The sequence below is a fragment of the Roseibium sp. SCP15 genome (assembly GCF_040329435.1).
In the GTDB taxonomy this organism is placed as follows: Bacteria; Pseudomonadota; Alphaproteobacteria; order Rhizobiales; family Stappiaceae; genus Roseibium.
The window spans coordinates 156,324-168,545 of the sequence record NZ_JBDZYI010000001.1 but is presented as its reverse complement, the minus strand read 5'-3'; the positions used below and the strand labels follow the sequence as shown (position 1 = coordinate 168,545).

12 protein-coding genes are annotated in these 12,222 nt (G+C 55.1%); 5 read left to right on the top strand and 7 right to left on the bottom strand.

All coding sequences use genetic code 11. The features are described 5' to 3' along the window. Positions 1-119: 119 nt before the first annotated feature. The 3 genes from ettA to ABLO27_RS00800 all read right to left on the bottom strand — a co-directional run bounded on the left by ettA (position 120) and on the right by ABLO27_RS00800 (position 3,135). On the bottom strand, positions 120-1,769 hold the full coding sequence (gene ettA, locus ABLO27_RS00810; RefSeq protein ID WP_353029882.1) for an energy-dependent translational throttle protein EttA: 1,650 nt from the start codon (positions 1,767-1,769) through the stop codon (positions 120-122). 165 nt (positions 1,770-1,934) lie between these two features. Further along, a complete protein-coding gene (locus ABLO27_RS00805; RefSeq protein WP_353029881.1) occupies positions 1,935-2,414 on the bottom strand; it encodes a hypothetical protein in 480 nt (159 codons plus the stop codon). Between the two features lie 220 nt (positions 2,415-2,634). Continuing rightward, a complete protein-coding gene (locus ABLO27_RS00800; RefSeq protein WP_353029880.1) occupies positions 2,635-3,135 on the bottom strand; it encodes a hypothetical protein in 501 nt (166 codons plus the stop codon). 449 nt (positions 3,136-3,584) lie between these two features. Between ABLO27_RS00800 and ABLO27_RS00795 the strand changes: the two genes are divergently transcribed. Together ABLO27_RS00795 and ABLO27_RS00790 are read left to right on the top strand one after the other, a co-directional pair. After that, the gene (locus ABLO27_RS00795) at positions 3,585-5,567 is read left to right on the top strand and encodes a methyl-accepting chemotaxis protein (RefSeq protein WP_353029879.1); all 1,983 of its coding nucleotides are present in this window, start codon (positions 3,585-3,587) and stop codon (positions 5,565-5,567) included. A gap of 92 nt (positions 5,568-5,659) precedes the next feature. Continuing rightward, positions 5,660-6,613 carry a 2-hydroxyacid dehydrogenase gene (locus ABLO27_RS00790; RefSeq protein ID WP_353029878.1) on the top strand — a complete coding sequence of 318 codons (954 nt, stop codon included), beginning with the start codon at positions 5,660-5,662 and terminating at the stop codon, positions 6,611-6,613. A gap of 128 nt (positions 6,614-6,741) precedes the next feature. On the opposite strand, the gene ABLO27_RS00785 is transcribed toward ABLO27_RS00790, so the two are convergent. Beyond that, positions 6,742-7,050, bottom strand: coding sequence for an EthD family reductase (locus tag ABLO27_RS00785; protein WP_353029877.1), 309 nt, complete (start codon positions 7,048-7,050; stop codon positions 6,742-6,744). Between the two features lie 86 nt (positions 7,051-7,136). Then, a complete protein-coding gene (gene bla / locus ABLO27_RS00780) occupies positions 7,137-8,021 on the bottom strand; it encodes a class A beta-lactamase (RefSeq protein ID WP_353029876.1) in 885 nt (294 codons plus the stop codon). 183 nt (positions 8,022-8,204) lie between these two features. Between bla and ABLO27_RS00775 the strand changes: the two genes are divergently transcribed. Continuing rightward, complete coding sequence (locus ABLO27_RS00775) at positions 8,205-9,101, top strand: LysR family transcriptional regulator (protein ID WP_353029875.1); 897 nt, start codon at positions 8,205-8,207, stop codon at positions 9,099-9,101. Between the two features lie 41 nt (positions 9,102-9,142). On the opposite strand, the gene mnmD is transcribed toward ABLO27_RS00775, so the two are convergent. Next, a complete protein-coding gene (gene mnmD, locus ABLO27_RS00770; RefSeq protein ID WP_353029874.1) occupies positions 9,143-9,865 on the bottom strand; it encodes a tRNA (5-methylaminomethyl-2-thiouridine)(34)-methyltransferase MnmD in 723 nt (240 codons plus the stop codon). A 121-nt stretch (positions 9,866-9,986) separates the two neighbouring features. Here mnmD and ABLO27_RS00765 point away from each other — a divergent pair, with 121 nt between their 5' ends. Further along, complete coding sequence (locus ABLO27_RS00765; RefSeq protein ID WP_353029873.1) at positions 9,987-11,156, top strand: NAD(P)/FAD-dependent oxidoreductase; 1,170 nt, start codon at positions 9,987-9,989, stop codon at positions 11,154-11,156. Between the two features lie 81 nt (positions 11,157-11,237). On the opposite strand, the gene ABLO27_RS00760 is transcribed toward ABLO27_RS00765, so the two are convergent. Next, the gene (locus tag ABLO27_RS00760; RefSeq protein WP_353029872.1) at positions 11,238-11,426 is read right to left on the bottom strand and encodes a hypothetical protein; all 189 of its coding nucleotides are present in this window, start codon (positions 11,424-11,426) and stop codon (positions 11,238-11,240) included. 240 nt (positions 11,427-11,666) lie between these two features. Here ABLO27_RS00760 and ABLO27_RS00755 point away from each other — a divergent pair, with 240 nt between their 5' ends. Then, positions 11,667-12,143, top strand: coding sequence for a YbaK/EbsC family protein (locus ABLO27_RS00755; RefSeq protein ID WP_353029871.1), 477 nt, complete (start codon positions 11,667-11,669; stop codon positions 12,141-12,143). Positions 12,144-12,222 lie beyond the last annotated feature (79 nt).

Here is a 12,222-nt window from a genome sequence, read left to right as displayed (position 1 = left end):
GAAAACCGTCCCAGAATGCAATCAGAAGACAGCGTTCGTAAAGACTTGGCAGACCAAACCAAAAAAAAAGGCGACCCGGGGGCCGCCTTTTCTGAATTTCATTTTGCAAAGCTCACCGATCAACGGGTCAGCGGCTTGTACTTGATCCGGCGCGGGTCGGCGGCATGGGCACCGAGACGGCGGACCTTGTCCTTTTCGTAGTCTTCGAAGTTGCCTTCGAACCACTCAACGTGGCTATCACCTTCAAAGGCGAGCATGTGCGTTGCCAGACGGTCGAGGAACATACGATCGTGAGAGATAACCACGGCGCAGCCGGCGTAGTTTTCCAGAGCGTCTTCGAGTGCTGCCAGGGTCTCGGTGTCGAGGTCGTTGGTCGGCTCATCGAGCAGCAGCACGTTGGCGCCCTTCTTCAGGACCTTTGCCAGGTGAACACGGTTACGCTGACCACCGGAGAGATCACCAACCTTCGCCTGCTGAGCAGGGCCCTTGAAGTTGAAGGACGAGCAGTAGGCGCGTGAGTTGATTTCCTTGTCGTCAAGGTAGATCACTTCGGCACCGCCGGAAATCTCTTCCCAGACCGTGTTGTTCGGGTTCAGTGCATCACGAGACTGGTCAACATAACCAAGATGCACGCTGTCGCCGATATTGACGGCGCCGTTGTCCGGCTTTTCCTGACCGGTCAACATCTTGAAGAGGGTCGACTTGCCGGCACCGTTCGGGCCGATAACGCCAACAATGCCACCGCGCGGCAGCTTGAAGGACAGGTTGTCGATCAGGAGACGATCCTCGAATCCCTTGGAAACACCATCGACCTCAATGACGTTGGCACCAAGGCGCTCACCGACCGGGATGAGGATCTGTTCGATGGACGGCTGGCGCTCTTCCTGGGCGCTCAACAGGTCTTCAAAGGCACGGATACGGGCTTTGGACTTGGTCTGACGGCCTTTCGGCGACATTCCCATCCATTCGCGCTCGCGGGCAATTGCCTTGGAGCGGGCCATGTTTTCGCGGCCTTCCTGCTCCATTCGCTTGGTCTTCTTCTCCAGATAGACCGAGTAGTTGCCTTCGTAAGGAATGCCCTGCCCGCGGTCGAGCTCGAGGATCCAGCCGGTGACGTTGTCGAGGAAGTAGCGATCGTGGGTGATGATCAGGACGGAACCCTTGAACTCACGCAGGTGACGCTCCAGCCAGTGAACGGTTTCAGCGTCCAGGTGGTTGGTCGGTTCGTCGAGCAGAAGCAGGTCCGGCTCCGACAGAAGCAGCTGGCAGAGCGCAACGCGGCGGCGCTCACCACCGGAGAGATTTTCGACCGAAGCGTCGGACGGCGGGCACCGCAGAGCTTCCATCGCCATTTCCACCTGACTTTCCAGGTTCCACAGATCCTTGGCATCGATCTCATCCTGAAGATGAGCTGCTTCCTCGGCGGTCTCGTCCGAGTAGTTCATCATCAGTTCGTTGTAGCGGTCGATCTTCGCCTGCTTGTGGGCAACACCTTCCATGACGTTTTCCATCACGGTCTTGGTTTCGTCCAGCTTCGGCTCCTGCGGCAGATAGCCAACCTTGGCGCCTTCGGCAGCCCAGGCCTCACCGGTATACTCCTTGTCGAGGCCGGCCATGATCTTCAAAAGCGTCGACTTACCAGCACCGTTCGGGCCCAGGATACCGATCTTGGCGTCCGGGTAGAAAGACAGGTGGATGTTGTCGAGGACTTTCTTGTCGTTATAGGCCTTGGAGAGGCCGTGCATGTGATAGATGAACTGGCGCGCCATGGGGCTCCGCTTCTCCACTTGAAAACGCTATTGGGAATCTTTGGAATTCTGCGGGGTCTTTTAGGGGAAAGTGACGTCCGGGGCAATGGGGGATTTCAGCAGGCAGTACACGCCGTCGTCTCATGAATGCAACGGCAGATCGAAGGGACATGGAAGTCTGAAGACCTACTCGACAGTGACAATCTGAAATTCGAACCGTTCAGTCGCCAAATCGTCAATCGTCACATCAAGCGAACACTGACCCGTGGGATCCCCCTCAGAAACGCACCAGGAATGTTCAACCCATCCGTCTACGACCGGAATGAAGCGGGTGGTCGTTGCCGCTTTTCTATCACTTGAGACCTCAATTGTCCCGTAGACGTTGTCTTCATCCGACCAGTATTCCGGAGCTTCGGGAAGAGTCAGGACCTCTCTTACATGAACCAGAGTTTCGTCACTTGAAAGTTTAATCCGCCACCCGAAACAAGTCTGATCCGGCTTGAGAGGCACAACATTCGTGTCCAGGTAAACAGGAGCGGACGCATCGTCAGATAGTTCGACAAAGAACTCCGCCTTTTCTATTTCTGCTGCATGTCCGATATCACTCGCCGCCGCGTACATGATCACGAACGAAGCAACAGTAACGAAGAGCCCTTTGCCGTACATTCGGTTTGACCAGCCTCTCAGAAGTTCAAGATTAATCAGGGCCTGATTGTGTCCGGGACACCCAATCTGTCAACACGCATAAGTATTACTCTCAGATCCAGCCACCTATGACCTTCCCTTTGAAACACGAACTCAGAGGCGAGAACCTTCAGACCCAACCGACGGTGATCACGTACGTCACACAAGAGCGCATGTCCTGTGGAGCAACTGAGGGAACCCTTCAAAACGCCAGTCCAGGCTGCACGATACACATGCGGCACTCGACAGGAGGCAGCTCGCGGTTTGCGGCTTCATGCAGGAGGATGAACGGGTTCGCTGTTCTGTAGTACCGAACGGCGATGTCCTTGCCCGAGGCCGCCTCTTCCCACTTGGAATGAATTGTGTCGTCGGAATTGATCCACCAGGTTCCGACTTCCGGCTCTCTGCCACGAACCTTCATGTGCCCCTCACCGCCTGGATGAAAGGAAAGCACATATGGGTCGTTGTTATAGGGAGCGCCGTAGATCGTATTGCCTTTGAGTGTGGCTTCCAACTCCGGCGAGGTCAGTGTCTCGTTGTCATTGCGCAGCTTGAAGTCAGAATATCTGTTTTCGATGATACGAACGGCCTCTGGCCTGGTCATTGAGGCCAAAGCGGAAGCACTTGCAGGCACCGGAACTTCCACGACCTTGGCGATTGCTGCGAGCAATTCAAGCGTTTTGCGGTCTTCCCTCATCGCCATAGTGTCACCGCTCCCTTCCACCGAAACCTACAATCGCTGCACAAAGTCTGGTGAGCAAGCAACTTTGCCCGCCTCAACTCGAAAAGAGGAACCCTGCTTGCACAAGGTACCATCAAGTGGGGGAAGCAAGTGAAGGTATCGGCGACCCGGAATTTCAGCTTTTTGCAGCTGAAGGCTCAGCGGGCCGGACTATCAGCGGGCGGGTCTCTTCAACTTTTTGGCGAATCAAAACCGATTTACGTCCGCGGACCTCATCCAAAAAACCACCGATTAAAAACTCATTGTAAAAATATACAATACTTACTAAGCGGCAACTTTCTCCATCTACAGCACAAATACCGATCAATATAAATTTCACTAGACTTTGTGTTTATTGGATCACGCACGTAATTATTTCTTTACGAATACATAGAATTCTACCACTGGTTTCATTTTGGTAGGGGCCCGACATGACCGTCTCCAGCAACATCCGTTTTTCTGTTGCGGCTAAAGTAATTGCTATCGTTCTGGTTTTAAGCACAGTGATGGTTGCGCAATCGGTTTTTAGCGTCTCGCAACTGAACAAGATCGGCAAGGAGATCGAAACGATCGCCGAGTCCGACATTCCGCTCACCGAGGTTCTCAGCCGGATCACCACTCATCAGTTGGAACAGTCCGTGCTTTTCGAGCGTATCTTGCGCCTGAACAGTCTCGCAGATGGTGACCTGGAACAGCAGAGAACGCTGTCGGAGAAAAAATTCAAGGAATACGCGTCGATCGTCGATCAGGAAATTCTCGAAGGCGAACGCATTGCCGAAGAAGCGTTGAAGCATGCCTATGACGAGGAAACGCGCGCGGAAATCCTGCATGTGCTGGATGCACTCAAGAGAATTGAGGTGGAGCACAAGACATATGATGATCACGCTATCGAGATCATCGAATATGCCAACAACAACGAAACCGAGAAGGCGGTTGCGCTGCTGGCGACAATCGAGGAAGAAGAGAAACAGCTCAACAGCGAACTGATTGAGCTTCTTCACAAGATCGAGACCTTCACGCTGAACGCGACCAAGACAGCGGAACATCACGAACAGGAAACCGTTCAGGTTCTGATTATCGCTGCCATCGTCTCGACTCTGTTCGGAATTCTGGTTTCGACGTTGATTGCACGCATCACGGTAACGCGGCCACTTCGAAAGGTCGTTTCGGCACTTGATCAGCTTGCTCACAACGATCTGACAGCAACAGTCGATGTCAAAGGCAATGACGAAATTGGCGATCTCGCCAGCGCCTTCAACAATTTCAAGGAAAAGCTGATCCAGATGCGCAATCTGGAAAACGAACGCAAGGAAGTTGAGCGGGAGAACATCAATCAACGCCGCGAAACGCTGTCCGTGATGGCAACCGAGGTCAAGGACAAGACCGAAGAAGGTATCTCGACCATTGCCGAAAGCGCCGACGATGTTAAGGATCAGACAACGCGCATGCGCGCAGCGCTGGAACGCGCCAATGACGGCATCAACGAAATGCTGACCCAGGCGCAGGAGACACATCAACGTTCGGAAGAAGCCGGAAACCTTTCCGAAGGTCTGCTGGCCGCCATCAGCGAAGTCGCGGAAAAGACTGAAAAGACACACGTCCTGACAACAGAGGCCGTTACGCTTTCGTCTTCATCGCACGAGACAATTGGTGAGCTCGCCGCGGCAGCAGAGAGCATCGGCCAGTTCGTATCCGTCATCAGCGACATAGCCGAGAAAACCAACCTGCTTGCGCTGAATGCGACGATTGAGGCCGCGCGCGCGGGAGATGCCGGTCGCGGGTTTGCCGTGGTTGCGGCGGAAGTGAAGGAGCTAGCTGAACAGACCAACCGGTCGACAGAGCAGATTTCCGAGCAGGTCGTCACCATCCAAAGCAAAACGGGCGCCGCTGTTTCTTCAATCGACAGAATTATTGAAAGCATCAGCCGCCTCAGCGAGATGGCCGCCTCCGTGGCCTCAGCGACAGAGGAGCAAAGAGTAACGACGGAAAACTTCGGCAAAATCGTCAATGAGTCCGGTCAGGCGGTCGGCAGGATGTCTGAAGGCATGTCGGAAGTTGCGCATATTGCCCAAGAGTCCCTCACCTTCTCCAACGCAATGAGCGAGAAGACCAGCTCCATGGCCTTCGCCGCGCAGCACATGCGCGAGGAAATTCCGGCAATCATTCAGGCCTCCCTGGATGAAACCGAACGCCGCTCCAACCCGAGGACAGAGGTGAACCAGATGGTCAGCGGCCGTGACCAGAATGGAGACTTCATTGTCGAATTGCTGAACCTGTCCGACACGGGTTGCTGCATTACCAACAGCGGCCGGGATCTGGATGGGGATATCGAACTCAATGTCCCGGGAGAAGGTTGGGTTTCCTACAGGTTGATGTGGGCAGAGGACAGCAAGGTCGGCCTGGAGCGGATCTAACCGGAACAATTGAGGGCTGACGAAATTGCCTGACGTCCTGTAGGGTGACCCTCCAGCCAGTTGTCAGCTCTCAAGATTTTCCGGATAGTTCCATGAATTCCATCGACATTCTTATGCCACGCCCGATGTTGCCAAACGTCCAGGAGCAACTGGACACTCTCTTTACCGTGCACAAGCTGTACGAGACTGACGATCCGGAAGCACTGCTGGACGAAATCGGTGACAGGATCAAGGGCGTCGCGCTGACAGGCATTGCCGTCGACACTGCCTTCCTTCGAAAAATCCCGAATGCACAAATCATCTCGAGTTTCGGTGTCGGTTATGACCACATCAATACCGATGACTGCCTTGCCGCCGATGTGATCGTCACACACACGCCGGACGTCTTGACCGACGAGGTCGCCGACACGGCCGTCGGCCTCATGATCATGACAATCCGCGAATTCGGTCAGGCAGAGAACTGGCTCAGAGCGGGCAAATGGGAAAACAAGGCCCCCTACCCGCTGACACCCGCGACGCTGCGCGGGCGCAAACTCGGCATTTTCGGTCTCGGCCGCATCGGCAAGGCAATCGCAAAGCGCGCGGAAGCCTTCGGCCTGGAGATCTGTTATCACGGCCGCCACAAGCAAGACGGTGTTGCCTACCCTTATCACGCCACCTTGACAGGTCTGGCAGCCGCTTGTGACACATTGATGGTCGTCGCACCGGGTGGCGCAGAGACGGAACACGCCGTCAATGCAGAGGTGCTTGAAGCGCTTGGACCTACCGGCGTCGTGATCAATATCGGGCGGGGGTCTGTTGTCGATGAAACAGCGCTGATCGACGCTCTTGAAAACCGTACAATTTTCGGAGCCGGCCTGGACGTGTTCGAACATGAACCTCACGTGCCGGAGAAGCTGATGCAGCTCCCACGCGTTACCCTGCTTCCTCACGTCGGATCAGCTTCCCAGGCGACCCGAAATGCGATGGGACAGCTCGTCGTCGACAATCTGAAGAGCTGGTTCGAAACCGGAAAGGCCGTTACGCCTGTACCGGAAATGAAATAGTCGACGGCTGACGGTAAATGAAACAACGCAATTCGTGAAAAGACTGGATCTACTATCGCTGTATGAATTCAAAGAGCTGAACGCGATAGACAGTGTTCCTTGTTTCAAGGATTTTGCCGAAAGGTCCGTTAGTCCAGAACTTCACCGATGAGCATTTGCGGCTTCGTGTTTGTATAGTTCGGAATGTCTGCAAGCACGGGTCCGGCAGCTGCCATGGCCTGATCGAATTTCTCCTGATTTTCGAAAATCATGGTCGCAATCGCATAAAACGCAGGTGGCGCATCCGGTCCACCTGCAAGTCCTTTCGAAGCCTGAGCAGAAACCATGAAGGCCCCCAGGTGATCCCGTACAAGCTTCATATGGGTTCCTTTGTAGTATTCCTGGTCGAACGTGGTATCCGGGTTTATGGGATAAAGGACCTGAAGTGAGATCGACATGACTTTCTCCTGATGATCCGGGCTTTTCTGCTCCGATGGAAAGCATCCCATCGGAGCAGAAGAAAAGAGTCAACTTAGTCGGTTGTTCAGGGTTTGACACTTTCCGCAAGTGCTGCGCCGATTTCCGCTATCGCCCGATTGCGTGCCTTAAAGGGCGCTTCTGTTTGCGTGATATAGATGGCGATCACCACCGGCTCCCGATTTTCCGGCCAGATGACCGCAATATTGTTGCGAGATCCGTTTCCGCCTGCCCCGGTCTTGTCCGCTATTTTCCATCCCTCGGGCAAACCGGCGCGAAGCGTTGCGTTGCCGACTTTGTTTCCGATCAGCCATTCCGTCAGCTGGTCTCTCGACTGCGATGTCAGCGCGGTGCCAAGCACCAGTTTCTTCAAAGTCTCAGCCGCCGCATCCGGCGTGGTTGTGTCCCTGTCGTCGCCCGGATATCCGGTATTGGACTCCGGCTCCCAACGATCAGCACGCGTCTTTTCGTCTCCGATCCGGCGCAAAAAAGCGTTCAGAGCCTCAGGGCCGCCGATATCCTGCATGACGAGGTTGGCCGCTGCATTGTCGCTCGTGGTTACGGTGACCTCGCACAGTTCCCTGACGGTGAAACTTTTGCCCCCCACCCTTTTTTCCGTCACCGGTGAATAGGTGACCAGATCTTTCTGGCGGATCGTCACGGCTCTGTCCGGATCCGTCCGGCCCGCATCGCCTGCATCCAGAAATGCAGCACACAAGAAGGCCTTGAAGGTGCTGTTCGTCGGAAAGCGCTGATCGCCCTGGTAACTCCAGACCTTTCCCGATCCTGTGTCGATTACGCTAACTCCGACCCGAGCCGACAGCCGGATTTCGACCTCCTGAACCTTGGAGTTCAGAGGGACCGGATCGAAGTCGGCTGCATGAGGTGAACTCAGCGTGGCAAAGGGCAGAACAAAGCTGATGAGGGCGGAGCGCCAGGAAAGAGCGAACATACAAATTCTCCATGTTTGAAACCAGTTGCTTCCCCGGCTGGCCAGCAAGCCCCCGCGCTGGGGCCGATGAAGCACGGCGACTTTGCCTTTGCCATCTTCATTACACAAACGATCAATAATGAGGTTAGCCATGAGAAAAACTTGGCCTTATCTCACTAGCAGAAAGCACCTGGCGAGGATTGAATGGAAATTTCCCAATTGCCTCTCAATGCCCTCAGGGCGTTTGAAGCTTCCGCGAGGTTGTTGAGTTTCACCCGGGCGGGCCTTGAGTTGCACGTCTCGCAGACAGCCGTCAGCCATCAGGTCAAAGCCCTTGAAGAGGTTTTGGGAGTTTCCCTGTTTGAACGCCTTCCCCGCGGTGTGGCCCTGACCGATGAGGGACACGCGCTGCTGCCTATCCTGACAGATGCGTTCCGGCGGATGAGCGCAACGCTCAGCCGATTTGAAGACGGCAATTTCAGGGAGGTTCTGACTGTAGGCGCCGTTGGCACGTTCGCCACCGGTTGGCTGCTTCCCAACATCCAACAATTTTCAGACACTCACCCCCAAGTGGATTTGCGTCTCAAGACGAACAACAACAGAGCAGACATACTGGCTGACGGATTGGACTATTTCATCCGGTTCGGAGACGGCGCGTGGCATGGCACGAATGCCGTGAAGCTGACGGACGCTCCCTTGTCTCCCGTGTGCTCCCCCGCTAGGGCAGAGAAGCTGAACACCCCCGCGGATCTTGTCGAGCAGCCTCTGCTTCGGTCTTACCGCATGGATGAATGGGCAATGTGGTTTCAGGCAGTCTCTCTACCTCCGCCACGGGCTCGAGGCTGGATGTTCGATTCCTCTCTCACCATGGTCGAAGCCGTCGCTCAGGATGCAGGTGTCGCGCTCGTGCCGACGTGCATGTTTCAACGCGACCTGGCGTCCGGGCGCTTGGTGCGGCCTTTTGCGCTGGAAGTTCTTACCGGCAGTTACTGGCTGACATGGCTGAAGTCCCGGCAAGAGACTTCGGCCATGCAGAAGTTTCGCCTGTGGATGGAGGAAATGTTTGGTGCCCCAGGTTCGGCTTCCGATCTGCTCCTCTAGCGAACACGAGAACAGTCCGGCTCTGCTCTCTTCAAGCGTGCCTAGCCTTTTCTACCGATCACCATTTCACGCTTGCCCGCAAAGCCACTGACCTTTTCCACCTTGAAGCCTGCTGCCTGGAGATTGCGCCGAACCCAGCCGGCGGCTGTGTAAGTTGCCAGTGTCCCGTCGTCGGATGTGAGGTCCGCAGCTTTGCGAAGCAGTTCCTCGTCCCACAGTTCCGGGTTCTTCGCAGGACTGAAGCCGTCAAAAAACCAGGCATCCACTGCCGGAATTTGGACCGTCCCCTCGGGCTTGCCGGCTTCCGGGGATGCCAGTTCGCCGATCAACTGTCTGGCATCACCAATTCCGAGCAGCAGCTCGGCGTCCCCAACGCGCCAACGGTTCCATCCCGACTCAGGCTTCCAGACATTCGCAAGTGCAGCCGCAAAGGCATCAATTTCCGGAAAGGCGCCCAACGCCCGGGTGAGTTGATCTTTCGACATGGGAAAGAGCTCAAAGGATACAAATAGAAGCCGAGGCGCTGCCGGGACTTCCCTGAGCGCAGCCAGAGTCGTCAGGAAATTCAGTCCTGTCCCAAAACCGAGTTCGGCAATGGCGAAGGACGCACGTCCTTGAAACCGCTCCGGCAATTTGTTGCCCGCGAGAAATACGTGTCTTGTCTCCAGCAATCCACCTGCTTTTGAAAAGTAGGTGTCGTCGAAGCCCTCGGCTTTGGGAACATCGCCCGGAAGCCATTCCAGATCTGGCGCGTGTGTGGCCATTTTACTCGTTTTGCTCTTTGTACGACTGGGATATAGGGTCCGAACCCAAAACCGTTGCCAAGTTTCTGCGTCCTCATAGGCCAGACCACTCGTGCAATCAATCACAAGGACTGTTTTCCTGATGGCGTCCATATCCGCCGAACCCTATGACCTTGCAATCGCAGGAGCTGGTGTCTTTGGCCTGTCGATCGCCCGCAGAGCCATCAAACAAGGCTTGCGTGTGGTTGTGCTTGAAGCTCGGTATGTCGGGGCGGGTTCGAGCGGCGGATTGCTGGGCGCACTGATGCCGCATATGCCGGCCCGCTGGAACCCGAAGAAGGAGTTTCAGTTTCAAGCTCTGTTCAGCCTTGAAGAAAGCATTCGGCAGCTGGAACACGATACCGGTCTGAGTTGTGGCTATCGGCGCTGCGGCCGCATCCTGCCACTGACCACCAAGGACAAGCTTGAACATCACCAGGAACGGGCCGAGGAAAGCAAACTCCGCTGGCTCCCTGAGGAAACCGGCTTCTCCTATGTCGTGGAAGCTGCCGGCAGTCGCGCCGATTGGCTTGATCCTGCCGCGGCTCCTTTTGGCCTTGTCTATGAAACACTGGCTGCGCGAGCGTCTCCGCGCTCCTATCTGGCGGCTCTCGCGGCATTTGTCAGAACCCAAGGAACGCTGATCGAAGGCGCTGCTGTTACGGATTTTGACGAGACCAGCGTGTCGGTTCGCCTTGCCGGCGAACACACTCCCATAACGGCCAGCCGGCTCGTGCTGTCGGGTGGATTTTCAGCATTTGACCTCATCGAACATTTTACCGGAGAGATGATCGGTCGTGGTGAAAAAGGACAGGCGCTGATCCTTGACGGCAAGGGACTTGAAGACCGGCCGGCGATCTACTGCGACGGTCTTTATGTGGTTCCCCATGCCAACGGATCTGTAGCCGTGGGCAGTACCGCCGATCGCGAGTTTTCAGACACCACGCCCTCGCCTGCACGCACGCAAGAGCTGCTACAAAGGGCAACCGCCTTCTGTCCTCAACTGAAGGGACGTGAACTGATTGCAGACTGGGCCGGCATCAGACCGCGCTGCAACAAACGAGACCCTTTGATTGGCAAGTTGCCCGGATTTGACGCCGTCTATGCAGCAACGGGAGGTTTCAAGATTTCCTTTGGCATCGCACACCAGATTGCTGACTGCCTTGTTGCGGAAATCACTGGGGAAAAGCCGGACTTCGATCTGCCGGACACATTCCGGCCGGATCACCATTTCGGCATCAATCGGCTGGACGCTGATAATCTGGGCAAATGACGTGCTGACACTGGTCAGCATTTGGCCCGGTCCGCTCGTTCAGGGTGAAAGCAAGGGGTAAAAAGCTCAACGAGCAATTTGCTAAAGCGCGGAAACCACCAAATAAAGCCCATAAAAAGTCAGCGAAATCGACCCCCAGAACAGGAGGTTTTTCGCCAGCATGAAAGGCACGTTCATTCTCCCACTCTGATGAACAATCACGACGGCCCGTTCGTCCTCCTCCCCCTTCGGAGGGCAAACTTCTTTAACGGCAGTCATGGCCTTGGCCATATCGTCTATCCTTAAACAACTAGCGTGGCGAAAAAGAGGAACTGATTTCCACTTTATGCCGAACTTAGCGTTTAAAGGACCCCTGGTTAAAACCCATTTAAGATTACTATGAATGCTTTATTAAAATTCACTAGGAACGTTTCAATCATATGCACAGTTTGTTTTGCCGGCTGTTGATTGTTTCATCCTGAGAAAAATGCCAATACTTCCCCACCCAACCAGACAGAGAGAAATTTTCGCATGAGCCTTGAAAGTGTACGCGACCATCTGGCAAGCGCCGCCCCCGAACTGGAAGTCATCGTGACCCAGAACAGCAGCGCCACGGTCGACCTGGCAGCTGAAGCTCATGGGGTAGAGCCTGGTCAGATCGCCAAGACACTCTCATTTCAGGTGAAGGAAAGGATTTTTCTGGTGGTTGCCCGCGGCGACGCCCGATTGGACAACAAGAAGGCAAAAGCTGCCTTTGGCGGCAAGGTCAAAATGTTAGGCCGCGAAGATGTCGAGCAGCTGACGGGTCACCCTGTTGGCGGCGTCTGTCCGTTCGGCCTGGCTCAGCCGCTGCCGGTCTATTGTGATATTTCACTCAAGGACTTCGATATCGTCATTCCTGCGGCTGGGGCAACCAATGCCGCGGTCAAGGTGTCGCCTCAGCAAATGGCCGACATCACAGCTGCCGAATGGGTCGATGTCTGTCAGCCACCGCAGGTTCTAGGTTAGGGCATTCGTGAAAAAACCGAACCACCTTTCGTGACCTGAAATCAAAGAATTCAACGCGATATGTGATGTTCATTGTCTC